This is a genomic window from Oerskovia douganii, from assembly GCF_015142735.1.
In the GTDB taxonomy this organism is placed as follows: domain Bacteria; phylum Actinomycetota; class Actinomycetes; order Actinomycetales; family Cellulomonadaceae; genus Oerskovia; species Oerskovia douganii.
Map to the genome: position 1 here is coordinate 232145 of NZ_JACSPN010000002.1, position 19348 is coordinate 251492.

Below are 19348 nucleotides of genomic sequence, written 5' to 3' on the forward strand. Positions count from 1 at the left end.
ACGGCCGGTTCGGCGCCCCCGGTCGGCTCGGTGCCCGCGGGCTCGGTGCCCTCTGCGGCACCGGGACCGTGCGCAGGGTCCGCCGGGGGACCTGGCGCACCGGCCGACGGCGCGGGCCGACCCTCCGGCTCGCCCTCGGCGGGATGCGGGGCGCTCGTGCCGTCGTCGTCTGTCACAGGGGTCCTCCTGACGTCCGTCGTGGTGCGGTCGTCGATCGACCTCGGATCTCCCGGCCGTGGTGACGGTGGGCGACCTGTCCTCACCAGACTTCCCGACGGGTACGGGCGGGGCAACCGCTGATGACCGCGCGAGGCGTGCGCTGCGTCACGACGGGCAGGCTCGGACGCGGGTCGGTGCCACGGCCCGCCCGGCCCGGAAGAGTCCGCGCACTGTTCATCCGTCGTTCACCCGGACAACCGGAGCGCGTCACCCGGGCTGCTTAGCGTCGTAGACGTCACCCGCGCTCGCTGGTGCCCCGCGTTGACAGGATGGAAGAAGAGAGTGAAGCTCAGCCGATTCACCCGCGCAGGTTCCGCAGCAGCCGTCGGCGTGCTCGCGTTGACGTTGGCCGCGTGCTCGAGCAGCACCGACTCGGGCGGTGGAGCCGACGGCGCGTCGAGCGACTCGACCGAGGACCTCACGGGCACGCTCGCCGGCGCCGGCGCCTCGTCCCAGGAGAAGGCCGTGGCCGGCTGGATCGCCGGTTTCGGCGACATCGCCCCCGGCGTGACCGTCAGCTACGACGCGGTGGGCTCGGGCGGTGGCCGCGAGCAGTTCCTCTCCGGTGCGACCCAGTTCGCCGGCTCGGACGCCGCCCTCAAGGAGGACGAGCTCGCGACCGCGACCGACCGCTGCTTCGGCGGCGAGGCGATCGAGGTCCCGCTCTACATCAGCCCCATCGCCGTGATCTACAACCTGCCCGGTGTCGACACCGAGCACCTCCAGCTCTCGCCCGAGACGCTCGCGAAGATCTTCAACCGGGAGATCACCACCTGGAACGACCCGGCGATCGCCGCGGAGAACGAGGGCGTCGAGCTCCCCGCGACCGCGATCATCCCCGTGAACCGCTCGGACGAGTCCGGCACCACGGAGAACTTCACCGAGTACCTCGAGGCCGCCTCGAACGGCGCCTGGCCGCACGAGGCCAGCGGCGACTGGCCCCTGTCCGGCGGCCAGTCGGGCCAGGGCACCCAGGGTGTCGTCGACACGGTCACGGGAGCCGAGGGTGCCATCGGGTACGCCGACGCCTCGCGCGCCGGTGACCTGGGCACGGTCGCGATCAAGGTCGGCGAGGAGTACGTGCCGTTCTCGCCCGAGGCCGCGGCCAAGGTCGTCGACGCCTCGCCGCGTGCGGCGGACGCGACGGACAAGCGCCTGGTCGTCGAGATCGACCGCACCACGACCGAGGCCGGCGCCTACCCGCTGGTCCTCATCTCCTACTCGATCGCGTGCGACACCTACGACAAGGCCGAGGACGCCGAGAACGTCAAGGCGTACCTGACCTACGTCGCCAGCGAGGAGGGCCAGGCGCGCGCCGCCGAGCCGTCCGTCGCCGGCTCCGCCCCGATCTCGGACGCCCTGCGCACCGAGGTCCAGGCAGCCCTCGACTCGATCACCGTCACGAGCTGATCGACGAGCTGCACACGGTCACTCACCCAGGGGCGGGTCACGTCGAGGCACTGCGCCCGACGCGGCCCGCCACGGGCGCGTGACCACCGGAACGTCCGTCCCACCACCGCCGCACCACAGTCATCGGAGCACCAGTGGCCGTCACCTCTCCTCCCTCCACCCGAGCCGGGCTCGGGTCCGAACCCACGGTCTCCGCGACCAAGGGCGGCCTGGCCGGCCGCCTCTTCGCGGGCCTGTCGACGGGGGCCGGGATCCTCATCCTGCTCGTCCTCGCGGCGGTGGCCGTGTTCCTCGTCATCGAGGCGTGGCCCGCGCTGACGGCGAGTCCCGAGGAGCTCCAGGAGATCTCCTGGTTCAAGGCGGACTCGTTGCTGGCCTACATCGGTCCGCTGGTGTTCGGCACGCTCCTCGCCTCGATCCTGGCGCTCGCGATCGCGGTGCCGGTCTCGGTGGGCATCGCGCTGTTCATCTCGCACTACGCGCCCCGACGCCTCGCGCAGGGCCTCGGCTACCTGATCGACCTCCTCGCGGCCATCCCGAGCGTCGTGTACGGCCTGTGGGGCGCTCTGTGGCTGCTCCCGATCCTCAACCCGTTCTTCACGTGGCTCAGCGGGACCCTGGGCTTCGTCCCGCTGTTCGAGGGGTACCAGGCCCCGGCCAAGAACATCATGTCGGCCTCGATCGTCCTGGCGGTCATGATCCTGCCGATCATCACGGCGGTCTCGCGCGAGGTGTTCCTCCAGACCCCGGTCCTGCACGAGGAGGCCTCGCTCGCCCTGGGGGCGACGCGCTGGGAGATGGTCCGCATGGCCGTCCTGCCGTTCGGCCGCTCGGGCGTGATCAGCGCGTCGATGCTGGGCCTCGGACGCGCCCTGGGCGAGACCATGGCCGTGCTCATGGTCATCTCTCCCGGCTTCCTCTACTCGCTGTTCCTGCTCAAGCCCGGGCAGCAGCAGACGATCGCCGCGAACATCGCCTCGAAGTTCCCCGAGGCCAGCGGCCTCGCGGTGAGCACGCTCATCGCGACGGGGCTCGCGCTGTTCGTCATCACGTTCGTCGTCAACATGATCGCGCGCTGGATCATCGCGCGCCGCAAGGATTTCTCGGGAGCGAACTGATGACGGCCACCGACCTGACCCCCACGACGCCCGCCGCCCCCGACGGCCCGGGCTCCCTGCACCTCGTCCCCACGCAGCGACGGCTGCCCCGCTGGGCCCCGTGGGCGTTCGCCGCGGGCGGCGTCCTCGTCGCGGCCGGCATCCTCGCCGTCGCGGGGAACCCGACCGTCGCGGGGGTGCTGGGCCTCGGCGCGGTGCTCTACGCCGTCGGGCTGACCGTGACGTCGCGGTTCGTCGAGGGGGCCCGCTGGGCCACCGACCGCCTCGCGACCACGCTCGTGACCTTCGCGTTCCTGCTCGCGCTGATCCCGCTCGGCTCGCTCCTGTGGATCGTGGTCACGCGCGGCGCGAAGCTCTTCGGGGCGACGTTCCTGTCGACCGACATGGTCGGCGTGTACGGCGACATGACGAGCGGCGGGATCTGGCACGCGATCGTCGGCACGCTCCTCATCACGGGCGCGGCCACCGTCATCTCGGTGCCGATCGGCCTGCTCACCGCGATCTACCTGGTCGAGTACGGGCGTGGCGCGCTCGCGCGCTGGATCACGTTCCTCGTGGACGTCATGACGGGCATCCCGTCGATCGTCGCGGGCCTCTTCGCGTTCGCCCTGTTCACGCTGATCTTCGGGCCCGCGTACCGCGCGGGGATCATGGGCGCGGTCGCGCTCTCGCTGCTCATGACACCGGTCGTGATCCGCTCGGTCGAGGAGATGCTGCGCCTGGTCCCCAACGAGCTCCGTGAGGCCTCGCTGGCGCTCGGTGTGCCCAAGTGGCTGACCATCGTCAAGGTCGTCCTGCGCACCTCGATCGCGGGCATCGTCACGGGCGTCATGCTCTCGATCGCCCGCGTCATCGGGGAGACCGCGCCGCTGCTCCTCACGGTCGGGCTCATCACGCAGGTCAACTGGGACCTGTTCGACGGTCGCATGGCGACCCTGCCCGTCTTCGCCTACCGCCAGTACGAGCAGGGTGGCGTGGGGATCGACCGGGCGTGGGCCGCGGCCCTGACCCTCATCCTCATCGTCATGCTCCTCAACCTGATCGCCCGGCTCGTCAGCCGCCTGTTCTCGCCCAAGACCGCTCGCTGAGCCGAGCCCACCAGCCTGGCCGGGCACCGCACCCCGCGCGACCGGCCTCCGGAAGGAAGCACATCATGTCGAAGCGAATCGACGTCTCGGACCTCAACGTCTACTACGGCGACTTCCTCGCCGTGGAGGGCGTGACCATGGCGATCGAGCCGCGCTCGGTCACGGCCCTGATCGGCCCGTCGGGCTGCGGCAAGTCGACGTTCCTGCGCACGCTGAACCGCATGCACGAGGTCATCCCGGGCGCGCACGTCCAGGGCAAGGCCGTGATGGACGGACAGGACCTCTACGCGCCCGACGTCGACCCGGTCGCGGTCCGTCGCCAGGTCGGCATGGTCTTCCAGCGGCCCAACCCGTTCCCGACCATGTCGATCAGGGAGAACGTCCTCGCGGGGGTGCGGCTCAACAACAAGCGCATCTCCAAGGGCGACGCCGAGGAGCTCGTCGAGACCTCCCTGCGGGGTGCGAACCTGTGGAACGAGGTCAAGGACCGCCTCGACCGCCCGGGGTCGAGCCTGTCCGGCGGCCAGCAGCAGCGCCTGTGCATCGCGCGCGCGATCGCGGTCAGGCCGCAGGTGCTGCTCATGGACGAGCCGTGCTCGGCGCTCGACCCGATCTCGACGCTCGCGATCGAGGACCTCATGGCCGAGCTCAAGGACAGCTACACGATCGTGATCGTCACGCACAACATGCAGCAGGCGGCCCGCGTGAGCGACCGCACGGCGTTCTTCAACATCGCGGGCACGGGCAAGCCGGGCCGGCTGATCGAGATGGGCGACACGGCGACGATGTTCTCGTCACCGTCCGAGCAGGCGACGGAGGACTACATCTCGGGTCGTTTCGGGTGAACCGGCGGCGGCCGGGGGCTAGACCGCAGACCCTTCGAGCGACCCGGTGACGGTGTCCTGCGCGGGGCCCACGACGCAGTGGACCGTGCGGTCGTCGGAGGTGGTCCAGCTCTCCTCGGTCGGGAAGAAGGCCCAGAGCTCGAGAGCGGACTCCTCGTACGTGAGACCGACGAACTCGGCGAAGACGCTGTGGCAGTGGTCCAGGCCGGTCTGCTGGACGGCCTCGTCGCCGGGGTAGTCCCCCTCCTCGAGCTGGTGCTCGGCGAAGACCTCGCCCGTGTGCGGTTCGGAGCAGGGGACGACGGGGACGGACTCGACCTCGACCGACTCGGTGGACTCGGTGGGAGCCTCGTCGAGGCAGTCGCCGACCTGGAGGGAGAACACGCCGGCGTCGGACGACGCGGTGATCTCGCCCCCGGGCTCGTCGCGCTGTGCCTCGGGCGGCCCGTCGAGCAGACCGCACCCGGCGAGCAGGACGAACGAGGCCAGCAGGCCCGCGCCGAGCGCGAGGGGGCGGGCCGGGCGGACGCGGATCGATGCCATGAGAGGTCCATTCTCCGGGGCGCAGAGTCCTGATCCTGCCCCAGCGATGTTACTGATCAGTACGGTCGCTGTCGCGTGGAAGGTGGACGGCCCGGCACAGCACGACGGCGGGGCGCGCTCCAGGAGGGCGCCCCGCCGTCGTGCTGCGATCTCGCGTCAGCCGCGGGTCAGGGCAGGTAGTCCTCGTACTCCGGCAGCGCGCCGTTGAGGACGGGGACCTCGACGGTCTGCGTCTCGCCCGTGCTCGACGAGACGGTCACGGGGATCGTCGCGCCAGGTGCGGCGTCGATGTTCCCGAACTGGGCCTCGAAGCCGTCGTCGACGCTGAAGTACACGGTCTCGCCGGCCTCGAGCGGGACGTCGACCGGGTCGGTGCCCTCAGGGGCCAGCGTGATCTCGAGCGCCCTGTCGGAGTCGTTCGCCGCGCCGCCGAGCAGCGTGCCGGGCGCGCCCTCGCCGGTCGAGACGATGAGCAGGTTGAGGGCCCGGACCTCGTCGGTGAGGTCGACCCGGATGCCGTCCGACGGCGAGTAGGCGATGTCGGTCGTGATGGGCGAGCAGGCCGACACGGCGACGGCGCTCGCCACGATCACGGGGATCGCGAGCATGAGCGACCGGCGCGGCGTGGTCGGGCGGGACGGGGTGCGGGTCACGTGCGCTCCAATGTGCTGCGGTCAGTCTCGGTGTGTGCCCGCCGGCGTGCGCTCGGCCGTCCGGCGAGGTCCCGCCGGTGACCGGCGCCGCCCCGGGCGCAGATGACCACAGCCTAGTCGCTCGTGGGCGGGTCTGGCTCGGCGTCTCGGGAGGTGCTCGAATCGGGACGTGCCGAGGCCCCCTCCGGGGGTGCGGGCGGTAGGTATCGGCGCGGGGTTCTTCGCCGGAACGGCGCATGACCAGGAAAAACAGCGGCCCGCTGCGCCTGGGGGGTCAGGGCCGGTCTCGGACCGGAGGGGGCCCCCGTGGTAAGATCGAACTCCGCGAAAGGGGACATCTGCAGATGACGTTCACAGTAGGCGAGACCGTTGTCTACCCACATCACGGTGCCGCAAAGATCGAAGAGATCAAGACCCGCACCATCCGCGGGGAGGACAAGATCTACCTGAAGCTCAAGGTGGCTCAGGGCGATCTGACGATCGAGGTCCCGGCGGACAACGTCGACCTGGTGGGCGTCCGCGACGTCGTCGGCCAGGAAGGCCTCGACAAGGTCTTCGAAGTTCTTCGCGCACCTTACACCGAGGAGCCGACCAACTGGTCGCGCCGCTACAAGGCCAACCTCGAGAAGCTGGCCTCGGGCGACGTGATCAAGGTGGCCGAGGTCGTCCGCGACCTCTCACGACGTGACGCAGACCGTGGCCTCTCGGCCGGGGAGAAGCGCATGCTCGCCAAGGCTCGACAGATCCTGGTCTCGGAGCTGGCCCTGGCCGAGCACACCGAGGAGGACAAGGCCGAGGCCATCCTCGACGAGGTCCTGGCTTCCTGAGCAGAGCCCTCACACGCACCACCGACCACCGCCCCGGCGGCCCGTGCGTCGTCGTCTCGGGGCCCGTCGTGGGGCTCGGTGATCGTCTCGACGGCGGGCCGACATCGGTCCACAGGCCGAGATCGTCTACCGTGACGGTGTGACGACCCTTGCCATCCTGACCGCCGCCGGCTCCGGCAGCCGCCTCGGTTTCGACCTCCCCAAAGCCCTCGTCCCGCTGCGCGGCCTGCCCCTGGTCCTGCACGCCGCACGTCGCCTCACGGCGTCGGGGGCCGTGGACGCGCTCGTCGTCACGGCTCCCAACGGGCTCGTCTCCGTCATGTCCGACGTCCTGGAGCACGACCCGCACGTGAGCGTGCCGGTCGTCGTCGTGGCCGGAGGACCGACGCGTCAGTCGTCGGTCGCCGCGGGCCTGTCCCGCGCCCGCGCGGACATGGACACGGTCGTCGTCCACGACGCCGCCCGGCCGCTGGCCCCGGCGGCGATGATCCGCCGCGTCGTCGAGACGGTCAAGGCCGGGCACCAGGCGGTCATCCCGGGCGTGCCCGTGGTGGACACCATCAAGGTCGTCGCCCCGCGAGGCCAGGTCGAGGCGGGGCGGCCGGCTCTCCCCGAGGGCGTGGACCGGGTCGCCGCGACCCCGGCACGCACCCTGCTGCGTGCGGTCCAGACGCCGCAGGCCTTCGACCGAGCACTTCTGGTGCGGGCGCACGCGGCGGGAGCGGCGCGCGCGCGCACCGAGGCCACGGCGGCGACCGACGACGCCTCGCTCGTCGAGGCCCTGGGCGAGGACGTGTTCATGGTCGAGGGCGACGAGCTCGCGATGAAGGTCACGACCGCTCGCGACTTCTACTACATCGAGAAGCTGCTGATCGAGGACGGGCGATGAACCTGCCGCGCACGGGGATCGGGACCGACGTCCACGCCTACGCGCCCGAGGGCGAGGGGCGCGAGCTGTGGCTCGCCGGTCTGCACTGGCCGGGGGAGCGCGGGCTCGCGGGCCACTCGGACGCCGACGTGGCCGCGCACGCGGCGGCGGACGCCCTCTTCTCGGCGGCCGGGCTGGGCGACCTCGGGTCGAACTTCGGCACGAGCGCCCCGGAGTGGTCGGGGGCGAGCGGCGCGTCGCTGCTGGCCGAGGCCGCCCGGCGGGTGCGCGCGGCCGGGTACGAGATCGGGAACGTCGCCGTCCAGGTCGTGGGCAACCGGCCCCGGCTCGGGCCCCGCAGGGCCGAGGGCGAGGCTGCGCTGAGCGCTGCGGCCGGCGCCCCGGTGACCCTCACGGCGACCACCACGGACGGCCTCGGCCTGACCGGCCGGGGTGAGGGGGTCGCGGCGCTCGCGACCGCGCTGGTCGTGCGCGCCGGCTGACGGGCGCGCGGACGTCGTCGGCCGCGACCGGTGCCTCAGCCCTCGGGGGTCGCGGGCGTCACGACCAGGCTGTCCGTGACGGCGCGCGCCTGGGCGGCCCCCTCGGCGTCGTCGGTCGCGAAGCTCTCGGTCACGTACACGAACGCGGTGCCCGCGGCCGTCGCGACCTCGACGAGCGTCTCGACCTGGGTGACGGCGACGCCGTCGACCGAGCGGGTCGCTCCGAGCCGGTACGCCGGCAGGCCGGCGACCGTGACCTCTCCGGGCTGCGTGGGGTCCATCTCGACGCCGTCGGCCGCCTGGAGGGCGTCGGCGGCCTCGGCCGTGCGGTCGGCGAGCGTGACCGTTCCTGCCGGGCTCGTCGTGACGACCACGTTGGCCGTGAACCCCGGGTCGCCGTAGGGGGTCGTCGAGGAGACGACGAGCGGGGCGTCCTGGCCCGCGCGGTCCCACCCGTCGGGCGTGGCCACGGTCGTCGTCACGCCGTCCTCCCGCACCTCGACGGACTGGGTGCCGCCGGTCGAGGTGGGCGGTGCGCTCGTCCCGCACGCGGTGAGCAGCGCACTGACGGCGACAGCGACGGCGACGGCGAGCGGGCGGCTCGATGGGTGCACGGGGTTCCTCTCGGTGACGGGCGGGAGCCCTGCGGGCTCCGGTCCCAGCCTGCCACGTCCACGTGGTGAGCCTGCGGGCCCGACCGGCCCCCACGTGCGAAAATACGACATTGAAGGCATGGTGGACAGCGACGACGACGGCGCGTTCGTGCACGTCGTGCTGCCGCAGCTGTCACGAGGGAGGTCGACGATGAACCGCATGTCGATCGAGGAACGTCGAGCACAGATCGTCGACGCCGCCATGGCCATCGCCATCCGGGAAGGCGTCGAGGCGGTGACCGTCCGCGGGGTCGCGGCCGATGCCGGGATCTCGTTGGGCACGGTCCACTACTGCTTCGAGGACAAGGACGCGATGCTGCGTGCCATGGGGCACAGCGTCGCCCTCGTGGCCTCGGAGCCGGTCCGCATGGCGCTGGACCCCACCCAGGACCTCTACACGATCGCGCACGCGGCGGCCGACGGCCTCTGGGAGGGCCTGACCCCGCGTCGGCACATGCGGCTGCTGACGTTCGAGTTCGCGACGGCGGGGTCGCGCAACCGTGCGCTGCGCCCGGTCGCCCGGGCGCACCTGGAGCAGACCTGGCGGATGACCCAGGGCATCCTGGACCAGCTCGCGGAGATCGCGGGCATCACCTACTCGATGGACATGCCGTTCCTGTCGCGGATCGTCGCGGGGTACATCGACGGCATCGAGATCGCGTGGCTCGTCCAGCAGGACGACGAGGTCGCGATCCGCAGCTTCCACGCGCTCGCGGACTACGTCCTGTCGCTCGTGGTGCACCCGGCCGGTCCGGGGCCGGGCGCCGCGCAGCCGGGGGACGACCCGGCCGACGAGCAGGTCTCCTAGCGCAGCACCGGGGCGACGCACCGGGCGGACCGGTGCCCGACGGCGTCGCTCCCCGGGTCCGTCGGCGCGCCGCGCGCGGTGCTCGGGTCAGCGCGGCCCGAACACCTGGTCCGTGTACGGGTTCGCGAACACCCCGCCCGGGTCGGCCTGGGCGCGCACGCGGCGGAAGTCGTCGAAGCGCGGGTAGCGCTCGGCCAGGTCCTGGGCGTCGAGCGTGTGCAGCTTGCCCCAGTGCGGGCGCCCGCCGACGCCCGCGAGGATCTTCTCGACGCCCTCGAAGTAGCGCTCGTGGGGCAGTCGCAGGTACTGGTGCACGGCGACGTAGGCGCTGTCGCGGCCGTGGGCCGTGGAGAGCCACACGTCGTCGGCCGCGGCGAACCGGACCTCGACCGGGAACGGGACGTTCTCGCCCGAGGCCCGGACCCACGAGTCGATCTCCTCGAGCGCCGTCACGAGCTCGGCACGCGGTATCGCGTACTCCATCTCGCGGAAGCGCACGCGGCGCGGGGACACGAACACCTCGTGCGACGGGGCGACGTACGTGCGGGGTGCGAGCGCCCGGGCCGAGAACGCGTTGATCCGCGGGGTCGCGCGCGGCACGGCCGTCGCGAACCGGTTGACGAGCTCGAACGCCCCGTTGGACAGCAGCTCGTCGTCGACCCAGGAGCGGGCGCGCGTCACGGCCCCCGGCCGCTCGCCGCGGGCCGTGCGGAGGGCTGCCGCGGCCTCGTCGTCCGGCGCGAGGCGGTCGTTGCGCTTGGTGAGGGCGCGGTGCGTGTGCGGGAACCAGTAGAACTCGACGTGGTCGTGCGCGTTCTCGAGGCCCTCGCCCTCCGAGCCGCCCCCTCGGCCACCGGACGCCGTGCTCAGCTCCTCCAGGACCCGGTCGAGCGGCCAGGGCTCCTCCTGGGCGCGCAGGTGGAACGCCGGGACGACGTCGAGCGTCACGGCCGCGAGCACGCCCGTCGAACCGAGGCCCAGCCGGCTCGCCTCGAACAGGTCGGGGTCCTGCTCGGGCGTGGCCTCGGTGACCGAGCCGTCGGCCCCGACCACGCGCACCCCGCACACCTGGGTCGCGAGCCCGCCGAGCGACGCCCCCGTGCCGTGCGTGCCGGTCGAGATCGCGCCCGCGACCGACTGGCGGTCGATGTCGCCGAGGTTGCGCATCGCGAGCCCTGCCGACGCGAGCACCGCGTTGAGCCGGTGCAGCCGGATCCCGGCCCCCACGGTCACGCGCGCCCCGGTCTCGGTGCGGGTCACGTCCTCGACCGTCTGGAGGTGGTCGAGGCTCAGCAGCAGGCCGTCGGTCACGGCGGCCCCCGTGAACGAGTGCCCGGCCCCGACGGCCCGCACGTGCAGGCCGTCGTCGGCGGCTCTTCGCACGGTCTGCGAGAGCTCGTCGGTGTCGCGCGGGGCAGCGCGGCGCACGGGGTCGGCGGTCTGGTTTCGCGCCCAGTTCGTCCATGAACCGGGAGCCAGATGGCTCGTCACACCAGGCACTGTCTCACGAGGGTAGGTTTTCTTCCATGACGACGACGCCCGTGCAGCGCAGCACGCAGGACCCGTCCGCCCGACCTCACGGTGAACGCGCGACCGGTAGGTCCGGATCGTCCGGTTCGACGGAGGAGGCGCGCACGCTCGGGGACCGGCTGTCGGCCGCGACCGAGCGCGTCCCGGGGCCCGTCGCGGTCGTGGACCTCGACGTGTTCGACGCCAACGCGCGCGAGATCCTCGCCCGGGCAGGAGGCGTGCCCGTGCGGCTCGCGTCCAAGTCGGTGCGCGTGCGCTCGCTCGTGCGGCGTGCGGGCGAGCTGGGCTTCACGGGGATCATGGCGTACTCGCTCGCCGAGGCCCTGTGGCTCGTCGAGGAGGGCGCGCGCGACGTCCTGGTCGCCTACCCGACGGTCGACCGCCGCGCGCTCGCCGATCTCGCCGCGGACCCTGCGGCCCGCCGCGAGATCACCCTCATGGTCGACGACGTCGCCCAGGTCGCGCTCGTCGTGGCCGCGCTGCACGGTCACGAGCCGGCCCCCGGCGGTGGCGAGCACGGCGGCGCAGCGGCCGGGCCGCCCGTCCTGCTCTGCCTCGACGTCGACGCGTCGCTGCGCCTGGGCCTCGGCCCGTTCACGGTCCACCTCGGGACCCGCCGCTCACCCGTCCACACGGCCGCCGAGGCCCGTGCGCTCGCACGAGCCATCACCGACACCCCCGGGCTGCGCGTGCGTGGCCTGATGTTCTACGAGGCGCAGGTCGCGGGCCTGCCGGACACGAGCCCCGCGGTGCGGCTCGTCAAGAAGGCCTCGGTCGCGGACCTGGCCACGCGGCGGGCCGAGGTGCTCGCCGCGGTGAGCGACGCCGTCGGGCACGACGTGGAGCTCGTGAACTCGGGCGGCACCGGGTCCCTCGAGACGTCGGCGTCGGACCCGGTCGTGACCGAGGTGACGTCCGGCTCGGGGCTCTACACGCCCGGGCTCTTCGACGCGTACCGGTCGTTCGCCCCGCACCCCGCCGCGTTCTTCGGCCTGGACGTCGTGCGCGTGCCCGCCCCCGGCTACGCGACCGCGTTCGCGGGCGGCTACGTGGCCTCGGGGCCCGCGGGCGCGCTGCGCGTGCCACGCGTCGTCGAGCCGGGCTGGCGGCTCACCCCGTCCGAGGGCGTGGGCGAGGTCCAGACGCCCCTGCGCGCGACACGCGGGGCCGAGCGCAGGCTCGCCGTGGGCGACCGCGTCTGGTTCCGGCACGCCAAGGCCGGCGAGCTCATGGAACGGTTCGACCGCGTGCACCTCGTGCGCGGCGACCAGGTCGTCGAGGAGGTCCCCACCTACCGGGGCGAGGGCAAGAACTTCGGGTGAGCGGCGCCGTCGGGCGGGGCGCGTGTCCAGGTGCTGAGAAGTCGGACGATCCGGGAATAGGCGGGCGACCCGCGCGATTGAGCACGACATGACGAGCCTCCCCGACGCCGCAAAGGCGCTCCTCGACGCCCCCGAGTTCGCGACCGTGGCCACGATCGAGGCCGACGGGAGCCCGCAGACCTCGGTCGTGTGGGTCGCGCGCGACGGCGACGACGTCCTCTTCTCGACCATCCACGGCCGTCGCAAGACAGACAACCTCCAGCGCGACCCGCGCCTGAGCGTGCTCGTCTACCCGCGCGACGCGCCCTACCAATACCTCGAGGTGCGCGGCGAGGCCGCGATCGAGGAGGACCCCTCGGCGTCGCTCATCCACGCGCTCGCCCAGAAGTACACGGGCGCCGAGCGCTACACGGGCGACGACGGCACCGACAACCGCCGCGTCGTCGTCCGCGTGCGCCCCACCAGGGTCCACTGGCGCGGCTGACACCGTCCACCCCGGCCCGTGCGGCCCGCTCCGGCGGGCGGCGACGCACGCCGGTACGCCGCCCCGGGAGGGCGGGTTCTGCCGGGAGGGGTGCACCCCGGTAACCTTGCGGGCGTGAGCCTTCGACTGTTCGACACCGCGACGCGGGACGTGCGCGCCTTCACCCCCCAGAACCAGGGTGAGGTCGGCATCTACCTGTGTGGCGCGACGGTCCAGTCGGCGCCGCACATCGGGCACATGCGCTCGGCCGTCGCGTTCGACGTGCTGGTGCGCTGGCTGCGTCGCACGGGCTCACGCGTGACCCTCATCCGCAACGTCACGGACATCGACGACAAGATCCTCGCCAAGTCCGCCGACGCGGGCGAGCCCTGGTGGGCGTGGGCCGCGACCTACGAGCGCGAGTTCACCGCGGCCTACGACGCGCTGGGCGTCACCCCGCCCACCTACGAGCCCCGTGCCACGGGGCACGTGACCGACATGGTCGAGCTCATGCAGCGGCTCGTCGACTCGGGCCACGCCTACACGACCGGCCCCGGCGACGTCTGGTTCGACGTCCGCTCGTGGCCCGACTACGGCTCGCTCACCAACCAGCGCCTCGAGGACCTCACCCCCGCCCCGGCGGACTCGGCCGAGGAGTCCCTCAAGCGCGACCCCCGCGACTTCGCGCTCTGGAAGGCCCCCAAGCCCGGCGAGCCCGCCACGGCCTCGTGGGACACCCCGTTCGGGCGCGGACGGCCCGGCTGGCACCTCGAGTGCTCGGCCATGGCCCACCGCTACCTCGGCAGCACGTTCGACATCCACGGCGGCGGCCTCGACCTGCGCTTCCCGCACCACGAGAACGAGCAGGCCCAGTCCCGCGCCGCGGGCGACGGGTTCGCCCAGTACTGGCTGCACTCCGCGTGGGTCACCCAGGGCGGCGCCAAGATGAGCAAGTCGCTCGGCAACGGGCTCCTCGTCCGCGAGGTCCTGCGCACCACGAGCCCGGCCGTCCTGCGCTACGCGCTCGCGGCCGTCCACTACCGCTCGATGCTCGAGTGGACGCCGGACACCGTGGCCGAGGCCGAGGCCACGTGGGAACGCCTCAGCGGGTTCGTGCAGCGCGCGAGCGAGCGCATCGGCGAGATCGACGTCGCCGACGTGCGCCAGGCCGAGCTCCCGGCGGCCTTCGTGGCCGCGATGGACGACGACCTCAACGTGCCCGCGGCGCTCGCGACCGTGCACGAGCACCTGCGCGCCGGGAACTCCGCGCTCGCCGACCGCTCGCCGGCCGCCGACGCCGTGGCCCGGCACCACCTCGTCGCGCTCCGGGCCATGCTCGACGTCCTGGGGCTCGACCCCGCAGGAGAGCAGTGGGCCGACGCCGGGGACACCCGGTACCGCCACGCGCTCGACGCCGTCGTCACGGCCGAGCTCGACGCCCGCGCGCAAGCACGGGCGGAGCGCGACTTCGCCACCTCCGACGCGATCCGGGACCGCCTCGCGGCCGCCGGGGTCGTCGTCGAGGACTCCAGCGACGGGGCCCGCTGGTCCCTCGCTGCACGCCAGGGCACCTGACGCCCCACGGGGCGCCGTCCCAGCGACGCCCGGGGCCGACCGCCCACCCACAACTTCACTCGCACACATCGACCGACGGGGCAGACCCATGGCTGGAAACTCACAACGACGCGGCGCGACCCGCAGCAGCAACAAGAAGGGCGCCGTCGCCGGCACCGGCGGCAAGAACCGCCGCGCCCTCGAAGGTCGCGGCCCGACGCCCAAGGCCGAGGACCGCACCTACCACAAGGCCCACAAGGCGAAGGTCGCCGCCGAGCGCCGCGACGCCACCTCGAGCGGCCCGCGCGCGCACGACGCCAAGAGCGCCGCACGCGGCGGACGGCCGAGCGGCCGCACGCCCTCGCGCACGACGCGGTCCAGCAGCGCGAACGAGGTCGTCAACGGCCGCAACGCCGTGCTCGAGGCCCTGCGCGCCAACATCCCCGTCTCCGCGGTGTACATCGCGACGCGCCTCGAGGCCGACGACCGCACCAAGGAGATCCTCAACATCGCCTCGGGCCGCGGGTACAACCTCCTCGAGGTCACCAAGGCCGAGCTCGACCGCATGACCGACGGCTCGGTCCACCAGGGCGTCGCGATCCAGGTCCCGCCCTACGACTACGCCGACCCCGAGGACCTCCTCGACCGCGCGCACGAGGCTGGCGAGCCGCCGCTCATCGTGGCTCTCGACGGCGTGACGGACCCGCGCAACCTCGGCGCCGTGCTGCGTTCCGCGGGTGCGTTCGGGGCGCACGGCGTCCTGGTGCCCGAGCGCCGCGCAGCCGGTGTGACGGCCTCCGCCTGGAAGGTCTCCGCGGGCGCCGCGGCCCGCGTGCCCGTGGCCCGCGCGACCAACCTCGTGCGCACGCTCACCGAGTACAAGGCGGCGGGCTGCTTCGTCGTGGGGCTCGACGGCGGGGGCCCGGTCGCCGTGGGCGAGCTCGCGTTCGGCAAGGACCCGCTCGTGCTCGTCGTCGGCTCCGAGGGCAAGGGCCTCTCGCGCCTCGTGCGCGAGACGTGCGACGTCGTCGCCTCGATCCCGATCCTGTCCGACGTCGAGTCGCTCAACGCCGGCGTGGCGGCGGGCATCTCGCTCTACGAGGTCGCGCGCCTGCGCGCCGCGGAGGACTGAGACCCGCCACCGTCGCCCCAGGGCGCCCGGCCGGACCACCTCCCCGTGGCCCGGCCGGGCGCCCTGCTGCCTACCGGGGCCCCCGTGGCCCGAGGAGGGCCGCTGGGCGCCCCTGGACGGGCCCGGGCGACCGTCACCGGACCGGAGGGCCCGCCGCGGGCAGGAGGAGGCCTGCACGACGTGCGCGGCCCCGGGGGCGGGCCGCGTGCGCGTGCGCGGTGCACCGACCCGGGGGATGCTCACTGGATGGACGACGGGCCCGTGCACCGGCACCACCGGGTGCTGCTCGTCGTCCTGACCTTCGCGACGGGCATCGTCGACGGCATCACCTACCTCGGGCTCGACAAGGTGTTCACGGCCAACCAGACGGGCAACGCGCTCATCCTCGGGATGGGGCTGGCCGGGGGCCGCGACATCCCGACGACAGGTCCCCTCGTCGCGCTCGTGGCGTTCGTCGCAGGGGCCGCGGTCGCCGGGTACGTGCTCAGGAACCACCCGGCGGGATGGGACCGGGCCACGACGGTCCTGTTCGCGGTGGTCGGCCTCGGGGTGCTCGTGGCGGCGACCGTCGCGCACCTGGTCGGTGCCCCCACGGGGTGGCACCAGGTCGTGATCGTGACCGTGCTGGGGGTGTCGATGGGGATGCAGGGGGCCACGGCGCGCCACCTGTCGGTCAAGGACCTGACGACGACCGTGATCACGTCGACGCTGACCGGCCTGGCGGCCGACACCTTCCAGGGAGGGCGCGGCCGCTCGGCATGGGTCCGACGGGTGTCGGCGGTCGTCGCGCTCGTGAGCGGGGCGGCCGTCGGGGCCCTCGTCCTGCGCGCAGGGCTCGGCGTGGCGCTCGTGGCGCCGGGGGTGGTCGCGCTGGGGGTCGCGGTCGTGGGGGAGCGGTATCGCCGCAAGGACCTCGTGGCCGCACGCGGGACGGCCCCGACGCCCCCGAGGGGGCCGACGTCGTCGTCGACCCCGTCAGGGTCGGCCTGAGGCGGCCTGGGGCTGCTCGAGGCTGGGGCTGCCCGAGGCGGCCCGAGGCGGCCGGGCGAGGGGCGCAAACCCGCCCCCGACAGGATCACTCCTGCTGGTCGACCTCGCCCGGCGCGAGGCCCAGGATCGCCTTCTCGTCGGGTCGGTGCCGCAGCACGTTCTCGACGTAGGACGCCGTGGCCTCGGGCATGGGGATGTCCCGCCCGGCCTTCTCCGAGATGAACCAGCGGTGGTCGAGGATCTCGTGGAAGAGCTGAGCAGGCTGGAGCTTGCGCCGCAGGTCGCGCGGCACGGCCTGGATGGTCGGCTCGAACACGCCGCTGAGCCAGTCGTGCGCGACGAACTCCTCGTCGTCGTTCTGACGCTCGGCGGCGGCCCGGTAGGAGTCGAGGTCGTTGAGGAGGCGTCGGGCCTGGTTCTCCTGGACGTCGAGCCCGGTGAGCCGCAGGAGCCGGCGGGAGTGGTGGCCCGCGTCGACGACCTTGGGCTGGATCTGGACAGTGGTGCCGTCGATGTCCGTCGTGATGGCGAGCTCGCCCACGTCGAAGCCCAGGTTGTTGAGCCGCTCGATGCGGGCGGCGACCCGCCACCGCTCGTCGGAGGCGAACGTCTCGGCGTTCGTCAGGGCGTCCCAGAGCTCGTCGTACCGCGCGACGAGCGCGTCGCCCACGAGGATCTCGTCGATGTCCTCGTCGAGGAGCTCGCCCGCCGCCAGGTCCATGAGCTCGCCGATGATGTTGGTGCGGGCCAGGTCCACGTCGTAGCTGCGCTGCCCCGGGCTGAGCTCGCGGTGGAGGTCACCGGTCTCGGCGTCGACGAGGTACGCGGCGAAGGTCTCGGCGTCGCGGCGGAAGAGCGTGTTGGACAGCGACACGTCGCCCCAGTAGAAGCCGACCAGGTGCAGGCGCACGAGGAGGACCGCGAGGGCGTCGATGAGCCGCGTCGCGGTGTCGGGCTGCAGCGCCTGGCTGAACAGGGCGCGGTACGGCAGCGAGAACTGCAGGTGCTCGGTGATGAGCACGGCCTCGAGGCGTTCGCCGTTCGCGTCCGACCGACCCGTGATCACCCCCACGGGGACGACGCTGGGGACGTCGAGGCGGCTGAGCTGGCGCAGCAGCTCGTACTCGCGGTACGCGACGGACTCGCCGATCTCCTTGATCGCGATCACGCGGCCCGAGAGGCGCACGAAGCGCACGATGTGCCGCGAGATACCACGGGGGAGGGCTGCGAGGACGCTGTCCGGCCACTCCTCGAGGGGGACGTCCCAGGGGAGGTCGAGCAGTGCTGGGTCGGGGGCTGACGCGGTGATCTGCAGGTTCTGCACCATGACAGGTCCTTTCTCCGCGGTGGCCGGTCGCATGCGGGGGTGGGGTGGTCGCGGACGTTCCGCACCACCCGGAAGGATATGCGAAAGGGGCGGACCCGGCTGTCGCCGAGCCCGCCCCGAGTCGCTGTGGGTCAGCTGAGACGCAGGCCCGTCGCGGTCGAGAAGACGTGCGTGTTGCCCGGGCGGATCGCCACGTAGATGCGCTCGCCCTTGGCGGGCACGTTGCGCGGGTCGACGCGGACGATGATCTGGTTGTCACCGGCACCCGAGTGGATGTCCGCGTTGGCGGCCAGGTCACCCTTGAGGGTGCCGTAGACGAACGCGTCGGAGCCGAGCTCCTCGACGATGTTGACCTCGACGGGGAACGCGCTCTCGTTCGCCTGCGAGGTGACCTCGAGGGCCTCGGGGCGGAAGCCGAGCGTGATCTTGCCCTTGTCGGCCTCGGTGATCTTGGCCGCGACCTCGCGCTCGAGCGGGATGCGGGCGGGGCCGACCTCGGCGAGGCCGTTGTTGACGGCGAACGTGCCGAGGTTCATCGCGGGGGAGCCGATGAAGCCGGCGACGAAGACGTTGGCCGGGGTGTCGTACATGTCGCGCGGCGTGCCGACCTGCTGCAGGAGACCGTCCTTGAGGACCGCGATGCGGTCACCCATGGTGAGGGCCTCGGTCTGGTCGTGCGTGACGTAGACGGTCGTGACGCCGAGGCGGCGCTGGAGCGACGCGATCTGCGTACGGGTCTGGACGCGGAGCTTGGCGTCGAGGTTCGACAGCGGCTCGTCCATGAGGAAGACCTGGGGCTGGCGCACGATCGCGCGGCCCATGGCGACACGCTGACGCTGACCACCGGAGAGCGCCTTGGGCTTGCGGTCCAGGTACTCGGTGAGGTCGAGGATCTTCGCGGCCTCCTCGACGCGCTGGCGGATGTCCGCCTTGGGCGTGCCGGCGATCTTGAGCGCGAAGCCCATGTTGTCCGCGACGGACATGTGGGGGTACAGCGCGTAGTTCTGGAACACCATCGCGATGTCGCGGTCCTTGGGCTGCACGTCGGTGACGTCGCGGTCACCGATGAAGATGTGCCCGCCGTTGACGTCCTCGAGGCCCGCGAGCATGCGGAGCGACGTCGACTTGCCACAACCCGAGGGCCCGACGAGGACGAGGAACTCGCCGTCCTCGATGTGCAGGTTGAGCTGGTCCACCGCAGGGCGCTCGGTCCCCGGGTAGAGCCGCGTTGCGTGGTCGAAAGTGACCGTAGCCATGATGGGTACATCCCTCCACCGGCAGGTACGTGCCGGACGATCCGTTGTGTAGTGACGTGCCGCGCTTTCACGTGGTGCGTGTCTGCTGTGACACAGAAGAAGCCGAACCTCTTCGTCTCCGGTCGCCCGGGGACTCGGTGGCCCGACGTCATCGTTGCTCGGCATCCTACCCCTGGTTCGTGAGTTCTCCGTCACACCCAGGTAACGTCCGGGTCACGGTCGGGGGACGCCGCTGGGCG

Annotated in this window: 19 protein-coding genes; 13 read left to right on the forward strand and 6 right to left on the reverse strand. The window is 72.6% G+C overall.

Going from position 1 to position 19348, the window contains the following annotated elements; genetic code table 11:
• The first annotated feature begins 501 nt into the window (after positions 1-501).
• The 4 genes from pstS (at position 502) to pstB (ending at position 4680) form a co-directional block, all read left to right on the forward strand.
• Positions 502-1629: a phosphate ABC transporter substrate-binding protein PstS gene (pstS, locus tag H9623_RS02665; protein WP_193718537.1), complete on the forward strand. Its 1128-nt coding sequence runs from the start codon at positions 502-504 to the stop codon at positions 1627-1629.
• Between the two features lie 134 nt (positions 1630-1763).
• Positions 1764-2747, forward strand: coding sequence for a phosphate ABC transporter permease subunit PstC (gene pstC / locus H9623_RS02670; protein WP_407671821.1), 984 nt, complete (start codon positions 1764-1766; stop codon positions 2745-2747).
• Positions 2747-3835, forward strand: coding sequence for a phosphate ABC transporter permease PstA (pstA, locus tag H9623_RS02675; protein ID WP_193718538.1), 1089 nt, complete (start codon positions 2747-2749; stop codon positions 3833-3835). The genes pstC and pstA overlap by 1 nt, the downstream gene beginning before the upstream one ends.
• A 65-nt stretch (positions 3836-3900) precedes the next feature.
• Positions 3901-4680, forward strand: coding sequence for a phosphate ABC transporter ATP-binding protein PstB (pstB, locus tag H9623_RS02680; protein ID WP_193718539.1), 780 nt, complete (start codon positions 3901-3903; stop codon positions 4678-4680).
• Positions 4681-4698: 18 nt separating this feature from the next.
• Here the strand turns inward: pstB and H9623_RS02685 are convergent, their stop codons facing one another.
• Positions 4699-5223 carry a septum formation family protein gene (locus tag H9623_RS02685; RefSeq protein ID WP_193718540.1) on the reverse strand — a complete coding sequence of 175 codons (525 nt, stop codon included), beginning with the start codon at positions 5221-5223 and terminating at the stop codon, positions 4699-4701.
• A gap of 167 nt (positions 5224-5390) precedes the next feature.
• Positions 5391-5876 carry a hypothetical protein gene (locus H9623_RS02690; protein ID WP_193718541.1) on the reverse strand — a complete coding sequence of 162 codons (486 nt, stop codon included), beginning with the start codon at positions 5874-5876 and terminating at the stop codon, positions 5391-5393.
• Between the two features lie 344 nt (positions 5877-6220).
• On the opposite strand from H9623_RS02690, the gene H9623_RS02695 reads away from it, so the two are divergent.
• The 3 genes from H9623_RS02695 to ispF all read left to right on the forward strand — a co-directional run bounded on the left by H9623_RS02695 (position 6221) and on the right by ispF (position 8074).
• A complete protein-coding gene (locus tag H9623_RS02695; RefSeq protein ID WP_030144079.1) occupies positions 6221-6703 on the forward strand; it encodes a CarD family transcriptional regulator in 483 nt (160 codons plus the stop codon).
• A gap of 139 nt (positions 6704-6842) precedes the next feature.
• Positions 6843-7592, forward strand: a complete 750-nt coding sequence (gene ispD / locus H9623_RS02700; protein WP_193718542.1) for a 2-C-methyl-D-erythritol 4-phosphate cytidylyltransferase — start codon at positions 6843-6845, stop codon at positions 7590-7592.
• Positions 7589-8074, forward strand: a complete 486-nt coding sequence (gene ispF, locus H9623_RS02705; protein ID WP_193718543.1) for a 2-C-methyl-D-erythritol 2,4-cyclodiphosphate synthase — start codon at positions 7589-7591, stop codon at positions 8072-8074. Before ispD ends, ispF begins: the two co-directional genes overlap by 4 nt.
• A 35-nt stretch (positions 8075-8109) precedes the next feature.
• Here the strand turns inward: ispF and H9623_RS02710 are convergent, their stop codons facing one another.
• Positions 8110-8688: a hypothetical protein gene (locus tag H9623_RS02710; RefSeq protein WP_193718544.1), complete on the reverse strand. Its 579-nt coding sequence runs from the start codon at positions 8686-8688 to the stop codon at positions 8110-8112.
• 118 nt (positions 8689-8806) lie between these two features.
• Here H9623_RS02710 and H9623_RS02715 point away from each other — a divergent pair, with 118 nt between their 5' ends.
• A complete protein-coding gene (locus H9623_RS02715; RefSeq protein WP_193718545.1) occupies positions 8807-9535 on the forward strand; it encodes a TetR/AcrR family transcriptional regulator in 729 nt (242 codons plus the stop codon).
• Between the two features lie 87 nt (positions 9536-9622).
• Here the strand turns inward: H9623_RS02715 and H9623_RS02720 are convergent, their stop codons facing one another.
• The gene (locus H9623_RS02720) at positions 9623-11026 is read right to left on the reverse strand and encodes a D-arabinono-1,4-lactone oxidase (RefSeq protein ID WP_193718546.1); all 1404 of its coding nucleotides are present in this window, start codon (positions 11024-11026) and stop codon (positions 9623-9625) included.
• Positions 11027-11061: 35 nt separating this feature from the next.
• Between H9623_RS02720 and H9623_RS02725 the strand changes: the two genes are divergently transcribed.
• The 5 genes from H9623_RS02725 to H9623_RS02745 all read left to right on the forward strand — a co-directional run bounded on the left by H9623_RS02725 (position 11062) and on the right by H9623_RS02745 (position 16526).
• Positions 11062-12387, forward strand: a complete 1326-nt coding sequence (locus H9623_RS02725; RefSeq protein WP_193718547.1) for an alanine racemase — start codon at positions 11062-11064, stop codon at positions 12385-12387.
• A gap of 88 nt (positions 12388-12475) precedes the next feature.
• Positions 12476-12871, forward strand: coding sequence for a PPOX class F420-dependent oxidoreductase (locus tag H9623_RS02730; RefSeq protein WP_193718548.1), 396 nt, complete (start codon positions 12476-12478; stop codon positions 12869-12871).
• A gap of 114 nt (positions 12872-12985) precedes the next feature.
• Positions 12986-14425, forward strand: coding sequence for a cysteine--tRNA ligase (cysS, locus tag H9623_RS02735; protein ID WP_193718549.1), 1440 nt, complete (start codon positions 12986-12988; stop codon positions 14423-14425).
• 88 nt (positions 14426-14513) lie between these two features.
• The gene (gene rlmB, locus H9623_RS02740; RefSeq protein WP_193718550.1) at positions 14514-15536 is read left to right on the forward strand and encodes a 23S rRNA (guanosine(2251)-2'-O)-methyltransferase RlmB; all 1023 of its coding nucleotides are present in this window, start codon (positions 14514-14516) and stop codon (positions 15534-15536) included.
• Between the two features lie 246 nt (positions 15537-15782).
• On the forward strand, positions 15783-16526 hold the full coding sequence (locus H9623_RS02745) for a YoaK family protein (RefSeq protein WP_193718551.1): 744 nt from the start codon (positions 15783-15785) through the stop codon (positions 16524-16526).
• An 85-nt stretch (positions 16527-16611) separates the two neighbouring features.
• Here H9623_RS02745 and H9623_RS02750 read toward each other — a convergent pair whose 3' ends face one another.
• On the reverse strand, positions 16612-17853 hold the full coding sequence (locus H9623_RS02750; RefSeq protein WP_193718552.1) for a DUF4032 domain-containing protein: 1242 nt from the start codon (positions 17851-17853) through the stop codon (positions 16612-16614).
• Between the two features lie 131 nt (positions 17854-17984).
• Positions 17985-19109, reverse strand: coding sequence for an ABC transporter ATP-binding protein (locus H9623_RS02755; protein ID WP_193718553.1), 1125 nt, complete (start codon positions 19107-19109; stop codon positions 17985-17987).
• Positions 19110-19348 lie beyond the last annotated feature (239 nt).